Here is a 25,194-nt window from a genome sequence, read left to right on the forward strand (position 1 = left end):
CTACGGTGTACAGCATGTCCCCCACGCAGACCACCACCCCCACCCCCACGCAGACCACCACCCCCACCCCCACCCAGACCTACCAAGGACACCCCCAGCGCTGGCTCATCCTCGGTGTCATCTGCCTCGCCCAGCTCACCGTGCTGCTCGACAACACCGTGCTGAACGTCGCGATCCCCTCCCTCACCCGCGAACTCGGCGCGGGAACCGCCGACATCCAGTGGATGATCAACGCGTACTCCCTGGTGCAGTCCGGGCTGCTGCTCACGGCGGGCAGCGCGGCCGACCGCTACGGCCGCAAGAAGATGCTGGTCGCCGGGCTCGTGCTGTTCGGGATCGGGTCGGTGGCGGCCGGACTCGCCGACTCCACAGGGCAGTTGATCGCCGCGCGGGCGGGCATGGGTGTCGGCGGCGCGCTGCTGCTGACGACCACGCTCGCCGTCGCGATGCAGATCTTCACCCCCGACGAGCAGCCGAAGGCGATCGGCGTCTGGAGCGCCGTCAACGCGCTCGGCTTCGCGACGGGGCCGCTCCTCGGCGGGTTCATGCTGGACCACTTCTGGTGGGGCGCGATCTTCCTGGTCAATCTGCCGGTGGTGGCGCTGGGGATCGTCGCGGTGGTGGCCCTCGTACCGGAGTCGAAAAACCCGCGCGGGGACCGTCCTGACCTGCTCGGCGCGCTGCTCTCCACGATCGGTATGAGCGCGCTCGTGTACGCGATCATCTCCGGGCCCGAGCACGGCTGGGCGTCCGGACGGGTGATGGCCACCGCGGTGGGCGCGGTGGCGGTGCTCGCCCTCTTCGCCCACTGGGAGAGCCGGATCCCGTACCCGATGCTCGATCTGCACTTCTTCCGCGACCGGCGCTTCACGGGAGCCGTCGCGGGCGCGGTGCTCATCACCTTCGGCATGGGCGGGGCGCTCTTCCTGCTGACCCAGCACCTTCAAGTCGTGCTGGGATACGGGCCCTTGGAGGCCGGGCTGCGAACCGCGCCGCTCGCGCTCGCCGTCGTCGCCCTGAACTTCTCCGGCCTGTCGGCGAAGTGGACGGCGAAGCTCGGGACACCGGTGTCGATCGCGCTCGGCATGGTGCTGATGTCGGGCGGCCTGGTCTCGATCGCGACGCTCACCGCGCACGGGTACGTCGGCACGCTGCTCGGGCTGCTGCTGATCGGCGTGGGGTGCGCCATCGCCAACCCCGCCATGGCGCACGCCATCATGAGCGCCATCCCCCGGGAGAAGGCGGGCGTCGGAGCGGGCATCAACGGCACGCTGGCCGAGTTCGGCAACGGCCTGGGCGTGGCCGTGCTCGGCGCGGTCCTCAACTCCCGTTTCGCGGCGCTCATTCCGGTGGCGGCGAGCTCACTGCCCGCGGCGCTCGCGTCCGCCGGCTCGGCGGACGAGCGGGGGCGGATCACCGACGCGTTCTCGTCGGGGCTCGAGACCAGCCAGCTGGTGGGTGCGGTCGCCGTACTTCTCGGGGGGCTGCTGGCGGCGGCGTTGCTGCGGCGGGCGGAGCGGGGAGACTCCGTGGTGGCGGTGTCCGTCTGACGCCCGCTTAGCATCATTCGAGAAGGGCGGACCGGTGAATTCCGGGCCCACTCTCTTGAAGTACCGAGTTCCGAGGAAGGTGCGCCATGGTGAGGGCAGCCGACAGGGCCGAGCGGCCGGCGCGGACCAGTGTCTGGCTGGAGGGCAAGGCCGCCCGGGGCGGTTCGGCCCGGGGCGGCGGTCAGCCGTCGGGGCTCGACCGGGGCCGGATCACCGAGGTCACGGTGCGGCTGCTCGACGCGGAGGGGATGGCGAAGTTCTCCATGCGCCGGCTGGCCGCCGAGCTGAACGTCACCGCGATGTCCGTGTACTGGTACGTCGACACCAAGGACGACCTGCTCGAACTCGCCCTCGACGCGGTCTTCGGCGAACTGGAGCTGCCGGACGCGGAGTCGGGTGAGGACTGGCGCGACCAGCTGCGCTTCCTCGCCGGCGGCTACCGGGCCCTGCTGGTGCGCCACCCCTGGGTGTCCCCGCTCAGCGGCACCTTCCTGAACATCGGCCCGCACTCGATGGCCTTCTCGCTCCGCGTCCATGAGGTGATCCGCAGGACGGGCCTGCCCCCGCACGGACAGATGGGCGCTCTCTCGGCGGTCTTCCAGTTCGTCTACGGCTTCGGCACGATCGAGGGCCACTTCGTGCAGCGGTGCGCTTCCGCGGGGATGAGCCAGGACGAGTACTACCGCCAGGCCATGAGCACGATCGGCGAACAGCCCCAGTTCGCCGCGCACGTCGCCAGCTCCGCGGACCTGCTGGAGGCCCGCGGCGGCGACACGGTTGAGGAAATGCGCGAGCGAGACTTCACCTTCGCCCTGGAGACACTGATCGCGGGCATCGAGACGATGGTGCAGCGGGGCTGAGGAATGGGTTTTCGCCCCCTCCGCCCCTACCCGTCCCGTACCAGCCTTTCGGCTGCGGGTGTATGGGGGCTTGTCGCGCAGTTCCCCGCGCCCCTAAAAGGGGCGCGGGGAACTGCGCAGTCTTTTAGCGGGGTCTGGGGGCGCAGCCCCCAGGAACGGGACGGGTAGGGGCGGAGGGGGCGAGTAAACGCTCCTACTCCTGCGGAGCCAACCGCGCCGGGAACCCCCCGGTGGCGACCGGCCCCCACCTCTCGGGCGTGACCCGGATGATCGACTTCCCCTGCTTGAGCATCGCCTCGCGATACTCGTCCCAGTCCGGATGCTCACCCGCGATGTTCCGGTAGTACTCGACGAGCGGCTCGACGGAGTCGGGCGAGTCGATCACCTCGGCGTAGCCGTCGATCTGGACCCACGGCCCGTTCCACTCGTCGCTCAGCACGATCAGGCTGACCCGCTCGTCCCGCTTGGCGTTGCGGGTCTTGGCGCGCTCCGGGTACGTCGAGACGACGATGCGGCCGGAGTCGTCGACCCCGCAGGTCAGGGGGGACCCCTGGGGGCTCCCGTCGGTGCGGCGGGTGAGCAGGATGGCGCGGTGCCGGGGACGTACGAAGTCCAGCAGTTCGTCGCGGGAGACAGAGGTGTTCGTCGCGGTGTTCGGTGCCATGGCTCGCAGCCTAGGGCCTGCGACGGCCACCTGCCTGTCCCTGCCGTTCCTACGCCTGCGGCAGCGTTTCGCCCTGCACGGCCTGGATGTCGAGTTCCACCTTCAGCGTCGTGCCGATGGCGGCGATGCCCGCCTGGACGACCTGGTTGTAGTTCATGGCGAAGTCCTCGCGGTGCAGGTCGGCGGTGGCGCGGAAGGCGGCGCGGGTGCCGCCCCAGGGGTCGGCGCCGGTGCCGAGGTAGGCCAGGTTCAGGTCGACCGGGCGTACGACGCCGTGCATGGTCAGTTCGCCGTGGACGGTCCAGCGGTCGGAGCCCGCGGGAGTGAGGCCCGTCGAGTGGTAGGTGATCTCGGGATACCTGACGACGTCCAGGAAGTCCGGGGACTTCAGGTGTTCGTCGCGCATCGCGTTGCCGGTGTCGATGGAGGACGCGTCGATCACGGCCTCGACGCGGGACTTGGCCGTCTCGTCCGGGGCGATCTCGATCCGGCCCCGGAATCCGGTGAAACGGCCGTGCACGCTGGAGATGCCCAGGTGCTGGGCCACGGCTCCGACGGACGAGTGTGCGGGGTCGATGGTCCAGGGGCCGGGCGGCGGCAGTTCGGTGCCGCCCTGGCGGGCGAGGGTCACATTGCCGGCATCGGCCCGTCCGCTCGCCGTGACGATGGCGCTGGAGGCCGCGGGCGCGTAGCCGACCGCCGTGACGATCACCGTGTACGCGCCGGGAGCGAGCGGGGTCGTGTCGCGCACGGCTCCTTCGGTGTCCGCCTCGGCACGCAGCACCTGCGCGCCGGTCATGTCGGTCAGCGTGACGACCGCGTGCGACACGGCCCATCCGTCCCGCGTACGAATCCTTGCGGTCAGTCCCATCCCGTTTTCTCCCTGCAAAGTACTGAAAAGTGCTGCTGGTCGGTCAAAAAAGACCGGCCCGTGAGGGCGCGCCTCCGCTCAGAGCGCGCGCCCCACGGGCCGGGGTCCGGTTACTCGCCGGGGTGGGCGAGTTCGATGTCGTGGGCGTCGACGCCGCGGCCGTTGACGGTGAGCGCGGTGGCCACCGGCGGGTAACCCGTCGCGATGACCGTGTACTCGCCGCTGTCCAGGTCGGTGAAGGCGTACGCCCCGTCCGTGCCGGTCCTGGCGGTGCCGACCACGTTCCCGGCCGCGTCGACCAGCGTGACCCGCGCGTCGCCGAGCGGCCCGCCCGGTGCCCGTACGACACCCTGGACCAGGGCGCCCGAGGCGAGTTCGACCTCGACCCGGGTCACGCCTGCGCCGCCGACCTCGACGGGCAGGGCCACGGGCCGGTGTCCGGCGGCGTTGACCGCGACGGTCACCGAACCGGGGATCAGCTCGGCGAACGTGAACTCGCCCTGCTCACCGGTGGTTCCGGTGGCCAATACGTCACCGCGCACGTCGGTCACGATGACCATGGCGTCCTTGACCGGGGTCCCGCTCTCGGAGGCCCGCACGACACCGCTCAGCCCGCTGGTGCCGCTCAGCAGGATGTCGTACGTGACCGGCTCGTCGTTCACGAGGACCGTCGAGGCCTGCGGCTGGAAACCGTCGGCGGAGGCGATCAGTACGTAACTGCCCACGCCGGGCGCGTCGACGGCGTAGGAGCCGTCGGCCTGCGCGACCGAGCGGCCCAGCTGCCGTCCCGCGAGCGAGATCAGCGTGACCGCGGCCTGCGGCACGGGCGCGCTCTCGGCGCCGCGGACGTGCCCGCGTACCGGAATACCGCTGGACATGGGGGTGCTCTCCCTCTCTGCGGCGACTGCCGCGACTGGTGCGGCCGCGAGCTGCTGGGTGGCTTCGGGGCTCGCCTCAGGCTGTGTGACGGCCCAGCTCGGGACCTTCTCTTCAGAGGCCGGAGCCTCCGCCTCGGCGGCCTGAGCCAGCGCGCCCGAGGTCCGCAGCGGAACCTCCTTGATGAACAGCATCACGAGGAAGGCGAGCAGCGCCGTGCAGGCGGCGATCAGGAAGACGTCCGCGATGCCGTGGCCGTACGCGCTCTCCATCACGGTGCGCAGCGGGCCAGGCAGCGTGTCCATGTCCGGGATGCTGCTGTCCGAGCCGGAACTGGCTGCGGCCGCTGCGTACTTGGGGTCGAGGCCCGCCAGCCCGTCCGTGGCGTAGTGGCTGATCCTGTTGGCCATCACCGCGCCCAGCGCGGAGACGCCGATCGCGCCGCCGAGGGAACGGAAGAACGTCACCGTGGAGCTGGCCGAGCCGAGGTCGGCCGGTGCCACCTGGTTCTGCGTGGACAGCACCAGGTTCTGCATGGTCATGCCGACGCCGAGGCCGAGGAGCGCCATGTAGACGGCGACGTGCCAGTAGGGCGTGTCGTACCGGATGGTGCCCAGCAGGCCGAGGCCCGCCGTGATCAGGACGCCGCCGCTGACCAGCCAGGCCTTCCACCTGCCGGTCTTGGTGATGATCTGGCCGGAGACGGTGGAGGCGACGAACAGGCCGCCGATCATCGGGATGGTCATGACGCCGGACATCGTCGGCGACTTGTCCCGGGCCAGCTGGAAGTACTGGCTGAAGAACACCGTGCCCGCGAACATCGCGACACCCACGAAGAGCGAGGCGAGAGAGGAAAGGGTGATGGTGCGGTTGCGGAACAGCCGCAGCGGGATGATCGGCTCGCTCGCCCTGGACTCGACGAGCACGAACAGCAGACCGAGCACGATCGAGCCGCTGACCATCGCGTACGTCTGCCACGACACCCAGTCGTACTTGTCACCGGCGAAGGTGACCCAGACAAGGAGCAGCGAGACCGCGGCGGAGATGAAGAACGCGCCGCCCCAGTCGACCTTCACGTCACGCTTCACGACGGGCAGGTGCAGGGTCTTCTGCAGCACGATCAGCGCGATGACCGCGAACGGCACACCGACGTAGAAGCACCAGCGCCAGCCGAGCCACGAGGTGTCCGTGATGACACCGCCGAGCAGCGGGCCGCCGACGGTCGCGACCGCGAACGTCGCGCCGAGGTAGCCGGAGTAACGCCCGCGCTCACGCGGGGAGATCATCGCGGCCATCACGATCTGCGCCAGGGCGGACAGACCGCCGACGCCGATGCCCTGGACCACCCGGCAGGCGATGAGCATGCCGGGGTTCTGGGACAGACCCGCGGCGGCCGATCCCAGCACATAGACGACGAGGGCTATCTGTACGAGCGCCTTCTTGCTGTACAGGTCGGAGAGCTTGCCCCACAGGGGCGTGGTCGCGGTCATGGCCAGCAGCGAGGCGGTGACGACCCAGGTGTAGGCGGACTGGCCGCCGCCCAGGTCGCCGATGATCTCGGGCAGGGCATTGGTGACGATCGTCGACGACAGGATCGCGACGAACATGCCGAGCAGCAGACCGGAGAGCGCCTCCATGATCTGCCGGTGCGTCATCGGAGCGCCGTCGGAGGATCCGGAGGACCCACCTCCGTGCTTGGCGTGTGCCCGCACACCGGCTGGTGTGGTCGTTGCCATGGGCTTCCTTCTCTTACGTACGGATTCGTGCATACGGGTGCGTATATGGCCGATGCGTATCTGCCGGATTCGTGTATGCGGATTCGTACTTACGCGGGTGTACGGGTGGTCAGTTCTGTCGCATACGAGTGCGGGTGAGGGGGCCGATGAGGGGCTGCCGTACGGCACTCGCCGAAGCTCTCGCGCAGCCGGGTCATGAGCCGGGTGAGCTGTCCGACCTCGTCGTCGGACCAGTCGCTCAGGCGGTCGGCGAGGAGCCGTGACGTGCGCCGGGAGAGCTCGTCGAGCTGCTCATGGCCCGCGGCGGTGAGGCGCAGGATGCGCGAGCGCTTGTCGGCCGGGTCGGGGGACCGTTCGATCCAGCCCCGGTCCGCGACGTGCGCGACGTGCCGGCTGGTCACCGACATGTCCACGGAGAGCAGCTCGGCGAGCCTGCTCATCCGCATCTCGCCGTACCGGCCGAGCAGCGTCAGCACGGCGGCCGAGCCGCCGGGGCATTCGGGCGGCAGGATCCGCCCCATGTCCCTCTTCACGGCACCGATGGCAGAGAGCTGACGAGCCAACTCCTCGTACTGCGCCTGCTCCGCCATCACACCTCCCGCATTCGTTGCTTAGGGCAACCATAAATATGTTGGTTGCCGCAGGCAAACTAAATCGGGGGTAAGGGGCTAAAAACTTGGCAAAGGCAAGTATTGGCGAACGTAAACTCGCAGGTCGGGAGGGTGGTCCCGGCCCCCGCGTGAGCTGTTCGGATCGCAGCGGAGGTCCCGGGGCGCAACCCCCGCACTTGGGCAACCGTCCCGCGTTCGCTAGTGTCCTGGCCCATGGCAAACACCCAGGGCCCCGAGGGCAACTACGACCCCGCGGGAAGCACCCAGATGTTCCGCGCATTCGTCGACGAGGCCCCCCAGGGCCGGCAACAGCAGCAGGTGGCCGCCCAGGCGGGTCCCCGCATCGGCCTGATCATCGGCGTCGTCCTCGCCGTGGTGGTCGTCGCGGCGGTGGCCTACCTCGCGCTGAAGTAGCACGGAGGCCCACCGAAAGGCGCCGCGGCCACTTCCACCGGAGGCCGCGGCTCCCCCATGCCGGGCCGCGGCAGCTACATCCACCGGACTTCGGCTACTTCCACTGGACGGCCACGTCCCGCGTCTCGATGTGCATGCCCAGCGGTACGCGCCACGCGTCGACGCATACCGTCCAGGTCTTCGTCCGCTCGGCGCCCGCGGCGATCGGCACGGGCAGCTCCTCGGCGGACTCGATCGTCGCCCAGTCGATCCCGAGCGCCCCGATGATGTGCGTCCCGAAGGTCACCGTGCCCGAACGCACCGCCGTACCCCCGGTGTTGCGGAAGACGACGGTCACCCGCTCACACCACCGCTGATCGGCGCTCTCGCGCTCGGGGGTGCCTACGGTGAGCGCGGCGGGCCCGGGTGTCGCGGGGGTCGCCGTGTCCGAGCCCGGATTCCCGCCCGTACTCCCGGAGTCCACATCGCCCGGTGAAGTCGTACGTCCGTCACCGGGACCACCGGTCGAAGCCGCCGGCCCCGACGCCTGCGCACCGCTCCCGCCGCTCCCACCGCTTGGAGTGGACGCGGCGACCGAAGTCCCGCTCCCCGCCGCACCCTTGGACGCCGAGGGCTTCTCCAGAGGGACCAACTCCACGTCCCCCGTGGGCGCCACGGCCGGGCCGGACGCGGGGCGCTGCACGGCGACGTAACCGCCCCCGCCGCCCCCGGCGCCACAGGCGACGAGCACGCCCCCCAGACACACAACAGCCGCCGAGGCACCCGCGAGGGCACCTCGGCGACCACGTATCGACTGTCTGCGCATCGCGTCAGTGTGGCTGACGCTCCGTCAAATATGAACCCTCGGGCCGCCGCTGAACACTTCCCTCTGCCGGATCCCTCAGTCGGAGATGAGTCCTTCGCGCAGCTGCGTGAGCGTCCGTGTCAGGAGCCGGGAGACGTGCATCTGCGAGATGCCGACCTCCTCGCCGATCTGCGACTGGGTCATGTTCGCGAAGAAGCGGAGCATGATGATCCGGCGCTCGCGGGGCGGGAGTTTGGCGAGCAGCGGCTTGAGGGACTCGCGGTACTCGACGCCCTCCAGGGCGGTGTCCTCGTAGCCGAGGCGGTCCGCGAGGGAGCCCTCTCCGCCGTCGTCCTCGGGGGCGGGCGAGTCGAGGGACGAGGCCGTGTACGCGTTGCCGACCGCGAGGCCGTCGACGACGTCTTCCTCGGACACGCCGAGCGCGACGGCGAGTTCGGCGACCGTCGGGGAGCGGTCGAGCCTCTGCGAGAGCTCGTCGCTGGTCTTGGTGAGGGCGAGCCGCAGCTCCTGGAGCCGGCGCGGGACGCGCACCGACCAGGACGTGTCGCGGAAGAACCGCTTGATCTCGCCGACGATCGTCGGCATCGCGAACGTCGGGAACTCCACGCCGCGTTCGCAGTCGAAGCGGTCGATCGCCTTGATCAGGCCGATCGTGCCGACCTGGACGATGTCCTCCATCGGCTCGTTGCGGGAGCGGAAGCGGGCCGCCGCGTACCGGACGAGCGGGAGGTTGAGTTCGATGAGGGTGTCCCGGACATAGCCGCGCTCGGGGCTGTTCTCACCCAGTGCGGCGAGCCGCAGGAACAGGGAGCGGGACAGGGTGCGGGTGTCGATGGCTCCCGAGGTGACGGGTGCCCGGGCGGCCTCGGCGGCCGGGACGGCCGGAGCGGCATCGGGGGCCGGAAGGGCCGGGACATCGTGAAGCGCGTCGGGCGCCGGTTCGCTCTTCGTGAGCGTGAGCACCTTCGAGCTGCCCTGGTCTGCGGACATGCCACCCCCTTTGGGTCGCGGACGGTCGCGGCGGACGCTCCCGTCGGAGGAACGCAGCCTCCACCTGAATACCGGAGGCGAGGCCGCGGCAAACGCTCTAGCCGCAGAATGTCACATGTCGGCAACACGCTGAAGTGACATGTCGACACAGAGGGGGTGAATAGGCCCTGGATAGAGGGGGTCTGACGGTTTTTCAGCGCCGAACAGCCGGAAAAGACGCCGGTGAGCGATTAGCTCTTACCGGTTACGCCTCGATCCTGTTTGCGGATCGAAGACGCGCGAAGCTACGGGCAAGCAGCCTTGACACATGCATCTGGGAGACTCCCAGTTCCGCGCTGATCTGTGACTGCGTCAAATTGCTGTAGTAGCGCAGCAGCAGGATTCGCTGTTCGCGCTCGGGCAGTTGTACGAGGAGGTGGCGTACGAGATCGCGGTGTTCGACCCCGTCGAGGGCCGGGTCCTCGTAGCCGAGCCGGTCGAGCAGTCCGGGCAGCCCGTCGCCCTCCTGGGCGGCTTCGAGGGAGGTCGCGTGGTACGAGCGTCCGGCCTCGATGCAGGACAGCACCTCCTCCTCGGAGATCCGCAGCCGCTCGGCGATCTCGGCGGTGGTGGGCGAACGCCCGAAGGCCGTGGTGAGGTCCTCCGTCGCGCTGTTCACCTGCACCCACAGCTCGTGCAGCCGACGCGGTACGTGGACGGTGCGCACGTTGTCGCGGAAGTACCGCTTGATCTCCCCGACCACGGTCGGCATCGCGAAGGTCGGGAACTGCACGCCGCGGTCCGGGTCGAAGCGGTCGATCGCGTTGATCAGCCCGATCGTGCCGACCTGGACGACGTCCTCCATCGGCTCGTTGCGGCTGCGGAAGCGGGCGGCGGCGTAGCGGACGAGCGGGAGGTTGGCCTCGATCAGAGCGCCGCGCACGCGGTTGTGCTCCTTGGTGCCCGCCTGGAGCCCCTTGAGCTGGCCGAAGAGCACCTGCGTGAGGGCCCGGGTGTCGGCACCGCGGCGCCGTTCCGGGGCGACTTCCTGGGGCGGGTCCTGCACGACCACGACTTCTTGCGGCGGTGTCTGCGGGAGTGCCTGAGGCAGCGCCTGCGGGAGTGCCTGAGGCAGCGCCTGCGGGGGTGCCTGGAGGTGGGCTTGGGGCTGGTCTTGAGGCTGGGCCTGGGGCGGTGCTTGCGGAAGTGCCTGTAGCGGGGCTTGGGGCGGTGCTTGAGGCGCAGTACTGGCCGGCACGGTCAACTCCACCTCTATGATCCGTCAGATCCATCAACTCATCCGTCAAAAGCGGTCATAGCATCACAAGACATGTGCACTGTGTGCAAGCACCGCATAACGCCGTGTTGAACGAGATTTAGGGAGAGTTGGGGCATAGGACGCAAAAGAGCCCCTCGCCGGTTGCGGCGAGAGGCTCGGGGGCGCTACGGCTCAGAACGGATAGTCGGCGATCACCCAGGTCGCGAACTCACGCCACAGCGCGACGCCCGCCTGGTGCGCCGGGTGCTCCAAGTACCGCTTCAGCGCCTCGGTGTCGTCGACGGCGGAGTTGATCGCGAAGTCGTACGCGATGGGCCGGTCGGTGATGTTCCAGTCGCATTCCCAGAAGCGCAGCTCCGGGATCTGCTCGCCGAGCGCACGGAAGGCGGCGACGCCCTCGACGACGCGCGGGTCGTCACGCTCGACGCCCTCATTGAGCTTCAAGAGGACCAGATGGCGGATCACGGGCACTCCCTGGTGGCGCGGTGGTTCAGTTCTGGGCCCCGTCGGCGATCCACGTCATGAAGTCGCCGATGCCCTTAGCGGCGTTCGATATGCCCTCGAACCCTATCTGGACGTAGTCGGCGGCCTTGGCCGGATCCGTGATGATCACGTAGACCACGAAGACCACGAGCGCAAAGACGCCTATCTTCTTCGAATTCACCGCCATCGCGGCCTCCCCTGTGATTGCTGCGCCCGGTGGGCGGCCGCCTGTTGACGGCGGCGAGTGTAACCTTCACGCCCCCTTTAAGGACCAACGGCCCGCTGGTCGAGGCCTTTTGCCGGGCCCTGCGGGCGCCCCGGGGGGCGCACGATGGACAGTGAGCCCCGGCGGATCCGACAGGAGACCGCGGGGCCGGGACGGACCCCACTGCGGGGTCCACGCCGCAGACTTCCCCCGAGACAGCGGCGCGGACCCGAGGGTCCCTCCCCATCGGGGGGAGCGGCTTGCCCCCGAAAGCCGCTTCCCCCGGCCACTTCTTCCGTCATTTCCTCCCACGCACGCACGAAGGGCCCCGTCTCTCGACGGGGCCCTTCTCAAGCGGTAGCGGAGGGATTTGAACCCTCGGTGACTTGCGCCACACTCGCTTTCGAGGCGAGCTCCTTCGGCCGCTCGGACACGCTACCGAGAGAGACCTTACCCCAAGGTGGGGCGTGGTCAGAAATCCGTTTCCCGTACTCCCGGGACTCGGCGGGCACGGTCGGTGGGCAGGGTCAGCGGGCGCGGAAGAAGTCGGTGAGGACGCGCGCGCAGTCGTCCGCGAGGACGCCCTCGATCACCTCGGGCCGGTGGTTGAGACGGCGGTCGCGTACGAGGTCCCAGAGGGAGCCGGCCGCGCCCGCCTTCTCGTCGCGGGCGCCGTAGACCACCCGGTCCACCCGGGACTGCACGAGCGCGCCCGCGCACATGATGCAGGGCTCCAGAGTGACGACGAGCGTGCACCCGGACAGCCGCCACTCGCCCAGCTTGGCGGCGGCCCTGCGGAGCGCGAGAACCTCGGCGTGCGCCGTCGGATCGCCGGTCGCCTCGCGCTCGTTGTGCCCGGTCGCGAGCACCGTCGTACCGTCCGTGGACAGCACGACGGCGCCGACGGGAACATCCCCGCCCCGGACAGCCAGCTGGGCCTCGTCCAGGGCGAGCCGCATCGCGGCCCGCCAGCGGTCGCGTACCGGATCGGGTTGTGGAGTTTCCTTGGCTGTGCTCACCCGGGGAACCTAGCGGAGGAACCTAACGGACGGTCTCAAGGACCTCAGCCGCTCCCAGGGCGTCGGCGATCGTGCTGAGCGCGTCGCCTTCGTCCAGGGCGAGCAGTTCCTTCTCGCTCACACCGAGGTCGGCGAGGATGTCGCGGTCCCCGACGGGGCTGTGCGACACGGCCTCGCCGGAGGCGGCGGCTTCCTCGTCCTCCTCGTCGGAGTCGTTTTCGTTGTCGGGCTCACCGTCCTCCGTGCCGTCCAGGTCCAGGGAGTCGAGGTCGGCGACATCGTCGTCGCCGGGCTCCCTTCCGAGCAGTTCGTCGGTGAGCAGGATCTCGCCGTACGAACTGCGGGCAGCCGCGGCGGCGTCCGAGACGTAGATACGAGGGTCCTCCTCGCCGTCCAGGCGGAGGACGCCGAACCACGCGTCCTCCTGCTCGATGAGTACGAGTACCGTGTCGGCCTCCTCCGAGGCTTCACGGGCCAGATCGGTCAGATCCGACAGGGTCTCCACATCGTCCAGCTCTGTGTCGCTCGCTTCCCACCCGTCTTCGGTGCGCGCGAGCAGTGCGGCGAAGTACACCGTGACTCTCCCACTGTCATAGGCGTGCCGGTTGGGGGTCCCCCCGGCGGAGGCTGTGGGCGGGGAGCGTTTCTCCGAGCCCCACCCACTCGGAATCGTGGCAGAAACAGAGCCTTCAGGGGACGTCTTCGGCCTGCTGTGTCTGCCTCTTTTGATCGCTAACAGCGGATCGTACGCGGCCGTCGGCACCACATACGCACCTCCCCGCCTCACGGCGTGGGCGGCGCGCGGGCGGGTTACCTGCGGATGTCGCGCACCGGCACGGCGTGGCTACTGGCGGATGGCGCGCAAGCACATGGTGCTGCTGCCGGTGAAGGGTGCGCAAGCACCTTGCGGGGCCCTCGGCGGATGCTGTGCGCGCGTGGCCGGTGGCTACCGGCTACCGGCTACCAGCGGAACGTGCGCATGCGCATGGCGTGGCGCAGGCGCGCGGTCTTGGCGCGGCGGGGCTGGACGCGGTCGCGCAGTTCGCGCGCCTCGGCCAGGTCGCGGAGGAACTGGGCGCGGCGCCTGCGGCGCTCGGCGTCCGTCTCCGGCCGCTCGGGAAACTCCTCTTCCACGTCTCGCACAGGCACACCACCCAAGGTCCGTCCCTCCCACTTTCCCCCTGATGAGCGGTTTGATGCCAGCGGACGGGTGACGGGGAACGCCGGACCGTACCCGGCGGGACAGTGGCGGGCGCCCGGAGCCCGGTTACTGTTGTGGACATGCGTCTCCACGTCGTCGACCACCCCCTGGTCGCCCATAAGCTCACCACTCTGCGCGACCTTCGCACCGACTCCGCGACCTTCCGGCGGCTCGCCGACGAGCTGGTCACCCTGCTCGCCTACGAGGCCACCCGGGACGTGCGCACGGAGCAGGTCGACATCGTGACCCCGGTCTCCCCGACCACCGGCGTCAAGCTCTCCTACCCGCGCCCCCTCGTCGTCCCGATCCTGCGGGCGGGCCTCGGCATGCTCGACGGCATGGTCCGGCTGCTGCCGACCGCCGAGGTGGGCTTCCTGGGCATGGTGCGCGACGAGGAGACGCTCCAGGCGTCCACGTACGCGACCCGCATGCCGGACGACCTCTCCGGCCGCCAGGTGTACGTCCTCGACCCGATGCTGGCCACCGGCGGCACCCTCGTCGCGGCGATCCACGAGCTGATCAAGCGCGGCGCCGACGACGTCACCGCCGTGGTGCTCCTCGCCGCCCCCGAGGGCGTCGAGCTCATGGAGCGCGAGCTGGCGGGCACGCCGGTGACGGTCGTGACGGCGTCGGTCGACGAGCGGCTCAACGAGCACGGCTACATCGTGCCGGGCCTCGGGGACGCGGGCGACCGGATGTACGGGGCTGCCGAGTAGGGACGTACGGGCTTTACGTACGCGGGCACCTACGGGCCTACGTACGCAGGGACTTCAGCAGCTGTTCTTCGTGGCGGAGGGCGTCGGCTGGGGCTGGGCCAGGACGGCCAGCGCCTTGTCGGCGTCCTCCTTCGTCGTCAGGTTCTTGAAGCCGGTGCCGATGATCAGGTCGACCTGGTCGGCCTTCGCGCGGCCGTCGGTCTTCAGCTGGGCGCCGGAGAGCTGGGTGTTGAGCACCGGCAGCGCGGCCTGGGCGGCCGTCTTCGCGCCGAGCAGTATCCCCGCGCCCTCGACCTTCTTGTCGTACGTGTCCGTCGCGTTGCCCACGTCGCCGATCCGGAAGCCACGTTTCTTCAGCTCGTCGGCGGTCTCCTTGGCGAGCCCGCTGCGGGGCGTGGCGTTGAAGACGTTGACGGTGATCTGGCCGGGCTTGGGGAGGGCCTTGGCCTTGGCTGCGGTGGAGGCCGTGGACGTCGCGGAGGCGGTCGCCGAAGGGCTTGCCGTTGACGCGCAGTCCGCCTTCGGTCCCGCCGCCGCGGCCTTGTCGCCGCCGCCGGTGAAGACGTCGATGAGCTGGAGGGTTCCCCATCCGATCAGCCCGAGCGCGGTGACGGAGGCGAGGACCAGGAACGCGAGCCTGCGACGCCCCCGGGGTCGGCGCATCCGCGGGTATTTGTCCCCCGTGATCCGGTACTGGCCGCCCATGCCAGGGGGAGTGAGCATGCTCATGGGCGCAGCGTAGTGCGCCGCGGCGACGATAACTACTAGATGATCATTGTCCCGCGCTCAGTCCAACCCGAAAGGGTCAACAAAGCTGTGCCGGGCGGGGTGCCGGTTCCGATTCGGTCCGGCTGTCCGTCCCGATTCGGGCCGGGTGCCGGGCCGGGTGTCAGCCCAGTTCCAGGACGCGCGCGTGCAGCACCTGGCGCTGTTGGAGCGCCGCGCGGACGGCGCGGTGCAGGCCGTCCTCCAGGTACAGGTCGCCCTGCCACTTCACGACGTGCGCGAAGAGGTCGCCGTAGAACGTGGAGTCCTCGGCGAGCAGCGTTTCCAGGTCGAGCTGGCCCTTGGTCGTCACCAGCTGATCGAGGCGGACCGGGCGCGGCGCGACATCCGCCCACTGCCGGGTGCTTTCCCGGCCGTGGTCGGGGTACGGCCGGCCGTTTCCGATGCGCTTGAAGATCACACGGAAAGCCTACCGGTCAAGACGTTCCGGGCGCAGCCTTGGCGGCGGAGTGCGACGCTGGAAAAGACGCCTTAAATCAGGGCAAACCGGGAACAGGGGCCTGATATGAGTGACAGCGAGACCGTACCTGCGGCCACTGCCGGGACCACGTCCGCGGCCGCCGCTGCTCAGACGGCGGGGAGCGCTCCCGCGACGGGCGGCAACTCCCCCGAGGTGATCGGCAGCGCCGTCGCTCTCCCCAAGGAAGTCCTGGAGATCGCCTCCGGGTATGCCTTCTCGGGGCCCGCCCTCGATCTCGGTGCCCTGCTCTGGGACGCGCGGTGCCTGCCCGACGTACAGATCCGCATTCCGCTTCCGATGCTGAACCGGCACGGTCTTGTCGCCGGCGCCACCGGTACCGGCAAGACCAAGACCCTCCAGCTCGTCGCCGAGCAGCTGTCGGCGCAGGGTGTGCCCGTTTTTCTCGCCGACATCAAGGGCGATGTCTCCGGGATCTCCGCGCCCGGTGTCCCGAACGACAAGGTTCAGGGGCGGGCCGCCGATGTGCATCAGGAGTGGGTGGCGACCGGGTTTCCGAGTGAGTTCTATGCGCTTGGAGGGATGGGGCACGGCATCCCCGTACGGGCCACGATCACGAGCTTCGGGCCGGTGCTGCTTTCCAAGGTGCTCCAGCTCAATCAGACCCAGGAGCAGTCGCTCGGGCTGATCTTCCATTACGCCGACCAGAAGGGCCTGGAGCTCGTCGATCTGAAGGACCTTCGAGCGGTCGTCACCTTTCTGACCTCGGACGAGGGCAAGGCGGAGCTGAAGGGGATCGGCGGGCTCTCGACCGCGACGGCGGGGGTGATCCTGCGGTCCCTCACCGCCTTCGAGGCGCAGGGCATGAGTCCCTTCTTCGGGGAGCCGGAGTTCGACACCGGCGAGCTGTTGCGGGTGGCGGGGGACGGGCGGGGTGTCGTGTCCGTGCTGGAGCTGCCTGAGGTGCAGGACAAGCCGCAGCTCTTCTCGACGTTTTTGATGTGGCTGCTTGCCGATCTGTTTCACGATCTTCCTGAGGTCGGCGACTCCGAGAAGCCGAAGCTCGTGTTCTTTTTTGACGAAGCCCACCTTCTTTTCAACGACGCCTCGAAGGCATTCCTGGACTCCATCACGCAGACCGTCCGCCTCATTCGCTCGAAAGGGGTCGGCGTCTTCTTCGTGACGCAGACCCCGAAGGATGTCCCCGCCGATGTCCTCGGCCAGCTCGGCAACCGCGTCCAGCACGCGTTGCGGGCCTTCACGCCGGACGACCAGAAGGCGCTGAAGGCCACGGTGAAGACCTTCCCGAATTCGCCGTACGACCTTGAGGAGGTCCTCACCGGCCTCGGCACCGGCGAGGCCGTGATCACCGTACTGAGCGAGAAGGGTGCGCCCACGCCGGTCGCGGTGACTCGGCTGCGGGCGCCGGAGTCGCTGATGGGGCCCGTCGAGGCGGGGGCGCTCGACGCGGCCGTGAAAGGGTCGTCGTTGTACGGGCGGTACGCGCAGGCGGTGGATCGTGAGTCCGCGTACGAGAAGCTGGCGGTGGCGGAGGCTGCGCGTGCGTCTGCGGCGGCGGGTCAGTCTGCCTCGCGTGAGCCGGCGGCTCCCGGAGCCGGGTCGGCGCCCGCCAAGGGGCGGGGTAAGGCTCCCAAGGAGGATGCCTCCGTTGTCGAGCAGGTCGTTGGCAGTGGGATGTTCAAGTCGCTTGCGCGGTCGGTGGGGACGCAGATCGGGCGGGAGATCACTCGGTCGTTGTTCGGGACGGCTCGGCGTAAGCGGTAGGGCTGCCGGCCCGGGTCGCCGTGTGGAGGTGGCCGCCCCGGGAGGGCGGCCACCTTTCTGGTTAGTCGGTTCCGGTCTTCTTCGGGGCAGGAACCTCGGAACTCAGTGGTTTCTGGTCGGCCGGGCCTCGGCGGGGTTCCGGCTTGGGTGCGTTGCGTACGGCGTCTGCGCGCAGCAGGGCGCGCAGGACCGCGTACGGGTCCTTGGGCATACGTGTGTCCTTGTGGTCGCTGGTGAGTTACGGGTCCGGAGGCCGGGTCCGTCAGCAGCGCAGGACCACGCAGCGGAGTGCGTGCAGGGTGGGCGAGGGGGTCGGCGGGGCGGGGGCGGGGTGCGGCCTCGGGTCCGGGTGCTCCGACCTGGCACGGGGTGCGGGGCGCAGGGGGGTTACGGGGCGGTGTCCCTGGCGGGCGGGTGGGCGCAGGGCCGTGTCGAGTACGTCGTGTTCGGCGGCCGGGGCCTCGGTGGTGACCGTGGTGGGGGTCGCGGTGAGCGCGGCGGGGTGCGGGGTGGTCGCGAGGATCGCGACGACCAGGAGGACCAGCACCCGTAGCTTCATGTCACGTCATGTCCCCGTCGGGGGCCGGTGGTTCATCTGGTGGGGGTGAGATCCGCCCTCTTGGCGTATGGGGCGGGCGTGGAGTTGACGGCGTGCGGTGCGTGTGTGCGTCAGGCGGTGCGGGGGATGAAGTGGGCGCGGTTGCGGATCCGGAACGCGGTGATGATCTCGGTGATGCCGACCGCGAGGAGCCAGCAGCCGCCCACCAGGGTGAGGACCGCGACCGACTCGAAGGGCGACACGATCAGGACGATCCCGGCGAGGAAGCTCACGATGCCCAGGAAGATCTGCCAGCCACGGGCCGGTGCGCCCGGGTCGGAGGCGGCGGCCAGTGTCTGGGTGATCCCGCGGAACAGCCAGCCGATGCCGATCCACAGGGCGAGGAGCAGGATCGACTGCATCGCGCCTCGGAAGCAGAACAGGCCCAGCAAAATGGACAAGGCGCCGCTGATGAAGGCCATCACCCGGAGAGACGTCGCCACGTGTGTGCCGAAGGCGGCGACCAGTTGCAGCACGCCGCTGAAGAGCAGGTAGAGGCCGAAGAGGACGCCTGCCGCCCGGAGTGAGGCGCCCGGCCAGACCAGCACCATGACGCCCAGCGCGAGGGCCGCGATTCCGGCTACCAGGACTGCTTGCCAGGCGCTGCGGGTGAGGAGGTGCAGGGGGCCTTCGAGGGGGGTGGGTGCGTCTTTTTCCTCGGTCATGTCTCATGCTCGCGACGGCTTGAGGGGGCTTGCCACCGGGGTGGTCCGAGTGGTGTACGCGGCGGGCGCTGGCGGTGGACGCGGCGGGTGCTGCCGGTGGGTGGGTCGGGGGCGCGCCGGTACATCCGCCCGCATCCGAACGGATCGACTGTGGGTGATTGGTGAACCTGTGTTCCGGATCCGTTCGGATGCGGGCATTTGATGTACCGACACGCCCCCTTCCGTCGTCGGCCGGCTGCGGGGGCGTGGGGGCGTGCGTTATTTGCCGGAAGCCTTTGCTGCCTTTGCCGCTGCTTTCATCTCCTGTTTGTGGGCTCGGACCTTGGTCAGGGAGTCGGGGCCCGTGATGTCGGCAACTGAGCGGAAGGAGTTCTGTTCGCCGTAGAGGCCCGCGGACTCGCGCCAGCCCTTGGGGTGTACGCCGAGTTGTTTGCCCAGGAGGGCCAGGAAGATCTGGGCCTTCTGGGGGCCGAAGCCGGGGAGATCCTTGAGGCGTTGGAGGAGTTCGTCGCCTGTGGTGGCGTCTTTCCAGACGGCGGCGGCGTCTCCGTCGTAGTGCTCCACCAGGTACTGGCACAGCTGCTGGATGCGCTTGGCCATGGAGCCGGGGTAGCGGTGTACGGCCGGCTTGGTGGAGAGGAGGGTGGCGAAGGCCTCCGGGGCGTACGTGGCGATCTCGTGGGCGTCGAGGTCGTCCCGGCCCATGCGCTGGGCGATCGTGTACGGGCCCGCGAACGCCCACTCCATCGGAACCTGCTGGTCCAGGAGCATCCCGACGAGGGCGGCGAGCGGACTGCGTCCGAGGAGTTCGTCGGCTTCGGGCTGCTGGGCCAGGTGAAGGGTCGCGTCCATGGACCGATGATCCCGCTTACGGGGGCAGGTCGCGCGCCAGTAGCGCCAGTAGCGCCAGTAGCCCAGTGCGTGCATCCGTCGGCAGGACTGCGCCCTCCTAGCCGTGCCCCTGACTCATGCCGCCTTTACCCCTCACGTACGATTTCTCCCAAGGGAAGTTAGGTTAGCCTAACCTGAAATGAGTGGGGATATACCGTGACCGTCGAGATCTACCGTGACGCCTGGGGAATCCCGCACCTGCGTGCCGACAGCGCACTCGAACTCGCCCGCGCCCAGGGCCGTATCACCGCTGTGGACCGCGCCTGGCAGCTGGAGGTCGAACGGCACCGCTCTCAGGGCACCTCCGCGGCGTTCCTCGGTGCCGAAGCCGTCCCCTGGGACCGGTTCGCTCGCCAGGCCCGCCTCGACGACACCGCCAGACGCTGTTTCGCCGCGCTGGAGAGACGGGATCCCGAGACCGCCGCGTGGGTCGTCTCGTACGTGGACGGCGTCAATGAAGGCCTTGGGGAGGGGCTAGGGGATGGGCTTGGGGTGGGTGGGCTGCGGGCGCCTGAATTTGCGGAGAGCGGGCTTGTTCCTGGGCGTTGGGAGCCCTGGACTCCGCTCGGTGTCTGGCTTGCCGCGCACATTCTCTTCGCCGGGTTCCCGGCCAAGCTTTGGCGCGAGGAGGTCGTGCGGCGGCTCGGTGTCGAGGCCGTGGGGCTCTTCGCTACCGACGGGACCGGTACCTCCGGCAGCAACGGCTGGCTGGTGAGTGGCGCGCGTACGGTCACCGGGCACGCGGTCATCGGTGGCGACCCCCACCGGTTCATCGAGGACCCCGGCGTCTATCAGCAGATCCATCTGGCCTGTCCCGAGTTCGACGTCGTCGGCCTCGCCGTTCCCGGCGTCCCGGGCATCGCGCACTTCGCCCACACCGGCCATGTCGCCTGGGCGATCACGAACGCCATGGCCGACTATCAGGACCTCTACCGGGAGCGCTTGCGGGTGGTCGGCTCCTCGTCGTCCGTCGAGGCGCTCGGGGCCGATGGCGAGTGGCGGGTCGCGGCTCGGCATGTGGAGCGGGTGGAGGTGGCCGGGGGTGAGTCCGTCGAGGTCGAGGTGATCGAGACGGAGCGGGGGCCCGTGGTCATCGGGGGAGCTGGTGAGGAGACAGCAATCAGTCTCCGCTATCCGCCCCGCGTTTCCGAAGATCTTGGTTTCAGTGCGCTGCTTCCGCTTCTTCGGGCTCGTGAAGTCGGCGATGTGGACCGGGCGTTCGACCTCTGGGCCGAGCCCGTGAACGTCGTCCAGGCCGCGGACACGGCGGGTGGGTTGCTGCACCGGGTCGCGGGGCGCGTACCCGTGCGGAGTGAGCACAATCGGACGAGGGTTGTCGACGCCTGGGAGGAGGGGAGGGAGTGGCGGGGCTGGCATGCGATGCCCCGGGTGGGTGTGAGTGGGATTGCTGTCATGGCCAATCAGCGGGGGCTGGCGGAGGAGCTTGGGGTTGAGTTTGCTTCGCCGCATCGGGCCGCGCGTATTCGCGAACTTCTTGTGTCCCGGGCTGAGTGGGCTGCCTCTGATATGGCTGCCATTCATGTGGACACTCATCTCGCCTCGGCTGCCGTCCTGTTGGGGCATCTCGAGGGTGGTGGTGGTCAGCGGCTGAGTCCGGAGGGGGGTGCGTTGCGGGATCAACTGCTTGCCTGGGATCGGCGGATGGATGCCGGCAGTGTCTCCGCTGGGGTGTACGCGGCGGTTCGTAGCGCTGTTGTGCGGCGGCTTGCGGCGGAGCCGGCGCTCGCTGTTCTTGCCGAGCCGCCTGCGTATCCGGAGGTCTTTCTTCCCTGGCTCGCTCTCACCCCGCGTATCGGCTTTGCCCTCGAAAACCTTTTGGGGGTCGAGGAGTTGTACGGCATCGATCGCACCGCGCTCGTGTGTGCTGCGGTGGAGGATGTGGCCGCCGCCGGCTGGACGCCGCGTGCGTGGGGGGACACGCACCGGCTCGCGCCCTGGCGTGCGCTCGCTGGAAGTGCGTACGACGAACCTGGGCTCTCGGGTGACCATGACTGCGTGCTGTGCACCTCGGCGGTGCCCGGGGTGACCGACCTCGCCGCGCGCGGTCCTGCCGCCCGTTACGTATGGGATCTGGCCGACCGGGACCAGAGTCTTTGGGTGGTGCCGCTCGGTGCCGACGGCGTTCCGGGGGCCGCCCACCATCGTGACCAACTCCCTTTGTGGGTCGAGGGAGTTCTCGCCCCGGTCATCACGGACTGGGACAAGCTGGCCCAGGGGAACAAGGAGAACCATGACCACTGAGTCGTACGCACCTGCCCGCGTCGCCCTTCACGAGCAGGTCATCGACGGGATCGGGACCGTCCGCATCCTGCGCGTCGACCCGCACGCCGACCTGGATGTCATCCACGGCTGGGTGAGTGAGGAGCGGGCCAGGTTCTGGGGCATGAACGGGCTCAGCAAGGAACAGGTGCTGGAGACCTACGTCCATCTGGACTCGCTCGACACCCACCATGCCTTCCTCGCGGTCAAGGACGGCGAACCGGCCGCCCTCTTCCAGTCGTACGAGCCCGAGGCCGACCGCGTCAGCGAGTGCTACGACGTCGAGGAGGGGGACATTGGGATCCATCTGCTGATCGGGCCCCCTGGGCCCGGCGGGGGGCGGCTGCCGGGCTGGTCGGCCGCGCTGCTGACCGCGTTCACCACGTTCGTGCTGGTCGGCCTGGACCGGCGGCGGGTCGTCGTCGAGCCCGACGCGCGCAACACGAAGGCCATCTCCCGGCTGACCCGGCAGGGATTCGTCCCGGGGCCGGAGATCGTGTTGCCCGAGATCGATCTGCCCGAGGTGTACCTGCCCGAGAAGCGTGCCCGGCTCGCCTTCCTGACGCGAGAGACGCTCTTGGGGAGGGCTTGAAGCGGGGCGGGTGAGCACTGCGTCGCTTTCGTCCGTACGTATCCGAGACTGAGCGAATGCGGATACGGAGACGGTACGTGAGCGGACAGCGAGCGCGACGGCACATCGTCCGGGGACTGGCGCTGCTGGGCACCGTGCTGGTCCTGGTGCTTTTCGGCGGGGTGGGCGGTGCGTCCGCGCACGCCGCCCTGACCGGCACCGATCCGCAGGACGGCAGCGTGGTGAAGGAGGCGCCCACGCAGATCACGCTGACGTTCACCGAGTCCGTCGGCCTCCTCGACGACTCCTTCCGCGTGATCACCCCGGAAAACCGGCGCGTCCACACGGGCAAACCGGCGCACGTCGGGGACCGCGCCAACACCGCTTCGGTGAGCCTGCCGGACGGCATGGGCACCGGCACCTTCACCGTGGCCTGGCGGGTCGTATCGGCGGACAGCCACCCGGTCTCCGGCGCCTTCACCTTCTCCATCGGCAAACCCTCCGCGACCGCCGCCGCCCTGCCCACCGCATCCGCCGAGGACACCGTCGCGGGCAACCTCTACGACATCACCCGCTACGTCGCGTACGGCGGTCTCGCCGTGCTCATCGGCGCCGCCGTCTTCGTCCTGGCCTGCGGATTCCCGGGCAGCGTGCACCGTCTGCTGCTGGCCGGCTGGTGGATGCTGCTCGTCTCCACCCTCGCCCTGCTCCTCCTGCGCGGCCCGTACGAACGGGGCAGCGGGCTCTCCGCGGCCATCGATCCGGCCGTCCTGCGCGAGACGCTGACGAGCAGGCCCGGGATCGCGCTGGTGGCGCGGCTGGTGCTGCTGGGCGCGGTGGCCTTCTATCCCGTACGAGCACGGGAGCGCAGGAGGCTCGTCGGGGCACTCGGCGGGCTGCTCGCCCTCGGCCTCGCGGTCACCTGGGCCGCCGCCGAGCACGCGTCCGCCGGGATCCAGGTCCCCGTGGCGATGGTCTCCTCCGTACTGCACCTGCTCGCCATGGCCGTCTGGCTCGGCGGCCTGACCGCCCTGCTCACCGCGCTCTACCGCCCGGCCGAACCGGTCCCGGCGGCCGTCGTCACCCGCTTCTCCCGGCTCGCCCTCACCTCGGTCGCCGTCCTCGCCGTCACCGGCGTCTACCAGTCCTGGCGCGGCCTCGGCTCCTGGGACGCCCTGACGTCCACGTCGTACGGCCGCCTCCTCGTCGTCAAGCTGTGCGCGGTGCTGCTTCTGCTGGTGGGGGCCGGGTATTCGCGGCGCTGGACGGGGCGGCTGGCCACGGTCACGGTGGCATCCGTTTCGGTGGCGGTGCGGGAGCGGGAGCGGGTGCCGGAAGTGGTCGGGGCACCTGGGGCGCCGGGTGACTCCAAGGACGTACGAGCCGATGTGGCGGGGGAGGCGGTGGCCGAGGCCGGTCCGTATCGGCGGGGGCTGCGGCGGTCCGTGCTTGCCGAGGTCAGCGTCGGGATCGTGGTCCTCGTGGTCACCACCTTGCTGACCGGTACGCAGCCGGGGCGGGCGGCCACCGAGTCGGCGGCCGCGGTCAGCGCGGCGGAGCAGCCCACCGGGTCTTCGACGCTGATTCCCTTCGATGTCGGTACGCCCGGGGGGCGCGGCAAGGTCCAGATCGAGCTGGCGCCCGGCCGGGTGGGCGAGAACTCCGTGCAGGCCGTGATCTTCGGGCCCGACGGCGGGATCGCCACCGTCCCCGAACTGCGCCTGACATTCTCGCTGCCGAAGCAGGACGTCGGCCCGATCGACGCCCAGCTCACGGACAAGGGCGGTTACTGGGCCACCGACGGCCTCACCCTTCCGCTGGCCGGCACCTGGACGATGAAGGCCACGGTGCGGACTACTGACATCGACCAGGTCACGGTGTCGAAGACCGTGAACATCGGCTAGCACCGGTCCGCCGCTCACTTCTCAGGGGTCAGGTCGGTGATCGACCGGATCTCCTCGGGGGTCAGTTCGAGGTCCTGTGCGGCGAGGTTCTCCTGGACGTGCTTGATGCTGGTGGTGCCGGGAATGGGCATGACCGCCGGTGAGCGGGCGAGCAGCCAGGCGAGTGCGATCTGGGAGACCGTCGCGTTGTGCCGGGCGGCGATGGGGCCGAGGACGTGTCGGACCGTTTCCGGGCCGTCGGTGTCCGTGGGGGTGCCGGGCCGGGTGAGGGAGACCGGCTGCCAGGGGACGAAGACGGCGCCGGCTTCGACGGTCGCGTCGAGCAGAGCGGCCTCGTGGCGGTCGACGACGTTGAAGTGGGCGGTCACGGCGGCGATTTCGGTGATCTCGCGCGCCGCGCGGAGTTGTTCGGTGGTGACGTTCGACAGGCCGATGTGCCGGATCACGCCCTGTCGGCGCAGCTCGGCGAGGGTGCCGACCTGGTCCTCGAACGAGGCGTCCCGCGCCCAGCCGCTGTGCAGGTAGTACAGGTCGATCCGCTCGACGCCGAGGCGCCGCGCGCTCAACTGGGCGGACTGGCGGAGGTAGTTGGCGTTGCCGACCGCGTCGATCGAGGAGAGGTCGAGGCCACCGCGTACGAAGCCGCCCTTGGTGGCGATCACCAGGTCCTCGGGGTAGGGGTGGAGCGCTTCGCGGATCAGCAGTTCGTTGGTGTGCGGGCCGTAGACGTCGGCGGTGTCGATCAGGGTCACGCCCGCCTCGACCGCCTCGCGCAGGAGCGTGATCCCGCTGTCGCGGTCGGGGTACTCGCCCCAGAGGTGGGTGCCGGTGAGGCGCATCGCGCCGTAGCCGACGCGGCCGGTTCGGAGGTCGCCGCCGAGGGTGATGGGTGTGTGGCCTGGTGTGTGTCCCGTTGTGTGTTCTGGCGTGTGTTCTGTCATGCGTCCACCGTTGTGCCGTGGGGGTGGGGGGTGCCAGGGAGGGCGCTGCCTATGCGGATCAGTACCAGGCACGGGGGCGGGGTACGGCGGACACTG

27 protein-coding genes and 1 tRNA gene are annotated in these 25,194 nt (G+C 69.6%); 8 read left to right on the plus strand and 20 right to left on the minus strand.

The features are described from left to right. The first annotated feature begins 14 nt into the window (after positions 1-14). A complete protein-coding gene (locus OG246_RS09850; RefSeq protein ID WP_266458862.1) occupies positions 15-1,550 on the plus strand; it encodes an MFS transporter in 1,536 nt (511 codons plus the stop codon). An 86-nt stretch (positions 1,551-1,636) separates the two neighbouring features. Beyond that, the gene (locus OG246_RS09855; RefSeq protein ID WP_266458864.1) at positions 1,637-2,410 is read left to right on the plus strand and encodes a TetR/AcrR family transcriptional regulator; all 774 of its coding nucleotides are present in this window, start codon (positions 1,637-1,639) and stop codon (positions 2,408-2,410) included. 193 nt (positions 2,411-2,603) lie between these two features. Here the strand turns inward: OG246_RS09855 and OG246_RS09860 are convergent, their stop codons facing one another. The 4 genes from OG246_RS09860 to OG246_RS09875 form a co-directional block, all read right to left on the minus strand. Then, complete coding sequence (locus tag OG246_RS09860) at positions 2,604-3,074, minus strand: PPOX class F420-dependent oxidoreductase (protein WP_266458866.1); 471 nt, start codon at positions 3,072-3,074, stop codon at positions 2,604-2,606. Positions 3,075-3,123: 49 nt separating this feature from the next. After that, positions 3,124-3,945: a YceI family protein gene (locus tag OG246_RS09865; RefSeq protein ID WP_266458868.1), complete on the minus strand. Its 822-nt coding sequence runs from the start codon at positions 3,943-3,945 to the stop codon at positions 3,124-3,126. A gap of 110 nt (positions 3,946-4,055) precedes the next feature. Then, positions 4,056-6,557, minus strand: a complete 2,502-nt coding sequence (locus tag OG246_RS09870) for an MFS transporter (protein WP_266458871.1) — start codon at positions 6,555-6,557, stop codon at positions 4,056-4,058. 89 nt (positions 6,558-6,646) lie between these two features. After that, positions 6,647-7,147: a MarR family winged helix-turn-helix transcriptional regulator gene (locus OG246_RS09875; protein WP_266458874.1), complete on the minus strand. Its 501-nt coding sequence runs from the start codon at positions 7,145-7,147 to the stop codon at positions 6,647-6,649. 234 nt (positions 7,148-7,381) lie between these two features. Between OG246_RS09875 and OG246_RS09880 the strand changes: the two genes are divergently transcribed. Beyond that, positions 7,382-7,582 carry a hypothetical protein gene (locus OG246_RS09880; RefSeq protein ID WP_266458877.1) on the plus strand — a complete coding sequence of 67 codons (201 nt, stop codon included), beginning with the start codon at positions 7,382-7,384 and terminating at the stop codon, positions 7,580-7,582. 94 nt (positions 7,583-7,676) lie between these two features. Here OG246_RS09880 and OG246_RS09885 read toward each other — a convergent pair whose 3' ends face one another. From OG246_RS09885 to OG246_RS09925, 9 genes are all read right to left on the minus strand, one after another. Then, on the minus strand, positions 7,677-8,387 hold the full coding sequence (locus OG246_RS09885) for a hypothetical protein (RefSeq protein WP_266458880.1): 711 nt from the start codon (positions 8,385-8,387) through the stop codon (positions 7,677-7,679). Between the two features lie 75 nt (positions 8,388-8,462). Next, positions 8,463-9,377 (minus strand): RNA polymerase sigma factor SigF, encoded by a 915-nt coding sequence (locus tag OG246_RS09890; protein WP_266458883.1) that lies wholly within the window; start codon positions 9,375-9,377, stop codon positions 8,463-8,465. Between the two features lie 244 nt (positions 9,378-9,621). Next, the gene (locus OG246_RS09895; RefSeq protein WP_266458886.1) at positions 9,622-10,422 is read right to left on the minus strand and encodes an RNA polymerase sigma factor SigF; all 801 of its coding nucleotides are present in this window, start codon (positions 10,420-10,422) and stop codon (positions 9,622-9,624) included. Positions 10,423-10,806: 384 nt separating this feature from the next. Further along, entirely contained in the window at positions 10,807-11,100 is a 294-nt protein-coding gene (locus OG246_RS09900) for a Dabb family protein (RefSeq protein ID WP_266458889.1), read from the minus strand. Positions 11,101-11,125: 25 nt separating this feature from the next. Beyond that, positions 11,126-11,305 carry a hypothetical protein gene (locus tag OG246_RS09905; protein ID WP_266458892.1) on the minus strand — a complete coding sequence of 60 codons (180 nt, stop codon included), beginning with the start codon at positions 11,303-11,305 and terminating at the stop codon, positions 11,126-11,128. Positions 11,306-11,678: 373 nt separating this feature from the next. After that, positions 11,679-11,763 (minus strand) — tRNA-Ser (locus OG246_RS09910). A gap of 87 nt (positions 11,764-11,850) precedes the next feature. Next, a complete protein-coding gene (tadA, locus tag OG246_RS09915; protein ID WP_266464028.1) occupies positions 11,851-12,282 on the minus strand; it encodes a tRNA adenosine(34) deaminase TadA in 432 nt (143 codons plus the stop codon). 82 nt (positions 12,283-12,364) lie between these two features. Beyond that, positions 12,365-12,916, minus strand: coding sequence for a hypothetical protein (locus OG246_RS09920; RefSeq protein ID WP_266458895.1), 552 nt, complete (start codon positions 12,914-12,916; stop codon positions 12,365-12,367). A gap of 386 nt (positions 12,917-13,302) precedes the next feature. Continuing rightward, on the minus strand, positions 13,303-13,485 hold the full coding sequence (locus OG246_RS09925) for a hypothetical protein (RefSeq protein WP_323178285.1): 183 nt from the start codon (positions 13,483-13,485) through the stop codon (positions 13,303-13,305). Between the two features lie 138 nt (positions 13,486-13,623). Between OG246_RS09925 and upp the strand changes: the two genes are divergently transcribed. Next, positions 13,624-14,259, plus strand: a complete 636-nt coding sequence (gene upp, locus OG246_RS09930) for a uracil phosphoribosyltransferase (protein WP_266458900.1) — start codon at positions 13,624-13,626, stop codon at positions 14,257-14,259. A gap of 54 nt (positions 14,260-14,313) precedes the next feature. Here upp and OG246_RS09935 read toward each other — a convergent pair whose 3' ends face one another. Beyond that, complete coding sequence (locus OG246_RS09935) at positions 14,314-14,964, minus strand: LytR C-terminal domain-containing protein (RefSeq protein WP_266464032.1); 651 nt, start codon at positions 14,962-14,964, stop codon at positions 14,314-14,316. Positions 14,965-15,148: 184 nt separating this feature from the next. Continuing rightward, positions 15,149-15,445 carry a type II toxin-antitoxin system VapB family antitoxin gene (locus tag OG246_RS09940; RefSeq protein ID WP_003955420.1) on the minus strand — a complete coding sequence of 99 codons (297 nt, stop codon included), beginning with the start codon at positions 15,443-15,445 and terminating at the stop codon, positions 15,149-15,151. 105 nt (positions 15,446-15,550) lie between these two features. Here OG246_RS09940 and OG246_RS09945 point away from each other — a divergent pair, with 105 nt between their 5' ends. After that, on the plus strand, positions 15,551-17,248 hold the full coding sequence (locus OG246_RS09945) for a helicase HerA-like domain-containing protein (RefSeq protein ID WP_266458913.1): 1,698 nt from the start codon (positions 15,551-15,553) through the stop codon (positions 17,246-17,248). A gap of 61 nt (positions 17,249-17,309) precedes the next feature. Here OG246_RS09945 and OG246_RS09950 read toward each other — a convergent pair whose 3' ends face one another. The 4 genes from OG246_RS09950 to OG246_RS09965 form a co-directional block, all read right to left on the minus strand. Beyond that, on the minus strand, positions 17,310-17,459 hold the full coding sequence (locus OG246_RS09950; protein WP_266458924.1) for a hypothetical protein: 150 nt from the start codon (positions 17,457-17,459) through the stop codon (positions 17,310-17,312). 51 nt (positions 17,460-17,510) lie between these two features. Beyond that, complete coding sequence (locus tag OG246_RS09955) at positions 17,511-17,807, minus strand: hypothetical protein (RefSeq protein WP_266458926.1); 297 nt, start codon at positions 17,805-17,807, stop codon at positions 17,511-17,513. A 110-nt stretch (positions 17,808-17,917) separates the two neighbouring features. After that, entirely contained in the window at positions 17,918-18,511 is a 594-nt protein-coding gene (locus tag OG246_RS09960) for an HdeD family acid-resistance protein (RefSeq protein ID WP_266458929.1), read from the minus strand. A 258-nt stretch (positions 18,512-18,769) separates the two neighbouring features. Further along, positions 18,770-19,363 carry an HhH-GPD-type base excision DNA repair protein gene (locus tag OG246_RS09965; protein ID WP_266458931.1) on the minus strand — a complete coding sequence of 198 codons (594 nt, stop codon included), beginning with the start codon at positions 19,361-19,363 and terminating at the stop codon, positions 18,770-18,772. A gap of 195 nt (positions 19,364-19,558) precedes the next feature. Between OG246_RS09965 and OG246_RS09970 the strand changes: the two genes are divergently transcribed. The 3 genes from OG246_RS09970 (at position 19,559) to OG246_RS09980 (ending at position 24,157) form a co-directional block, all read left to right on the plus strand. Continuing rightward, the gene (locus OG246_RS09970) at positions 19,559-21,664 is read left to right on the plus strand and encodes a penicillin acylase family protein (protein WP_266458933.1); all 2,106 of its coding nucleotides are present in this window, start codon (positions 19,559-19,561) and stop codon (positions 21,662-21,664) included. Beyond that, positions 21,654-22,274 (plus strand): GNAT family N-acetyltransferase, encoded by a 621-nt coding sequence (locus tag OG246_RS09975; protein WP_266458935.1) that lies wholly within the window; start codon positions 21,654-21,656, stop codon positions 22,272-22,274. Before OG246_RS09970 ends, OG246_RS09975 begins: the two co-directional genes overlap by 11 nt. A gap of 77 nt (positions 22,275-22,351) precedes the next feature. Further along, positions 22,352-24,157, plus strand: coding sequence for a copper resistance CopC/CopD family protein (locus OG246_RS09980; RefSeq protein ID WP_266458939.1), 1,806 nt, complete (start codon positions 22,352-22,354; stop codon positions 24,155-24,157). Positions 24,158-24,171: 14 nt separating this feature from the next. Here the strand turns inward: OG246_RS09980 and OG246_RS09985 are convergent, their stop codons facing one another. Beyond that, positions 24,172-25,098, minus strand: a complete 927-nt coding sequence (locus tag OG246_RS09985) for an aldo/keto reductase (RefSeq protein ID WP_266458942.1) — start codon at positions 25,096-25,098, stop codon at positions 24,172-24,174. Positions 25,099-25,194: the final 96 nt, after the last annotated feature.

It is taken from the genome of Streptomyces sp. NBC_00620 (assembly GCF_026341825.1).
Classification (GTDB): domain Bacteria; phylum Actinomycetota; class Actinomycetes; order Streptomycetales; family Streptomycetaceae; genus Streptomyces.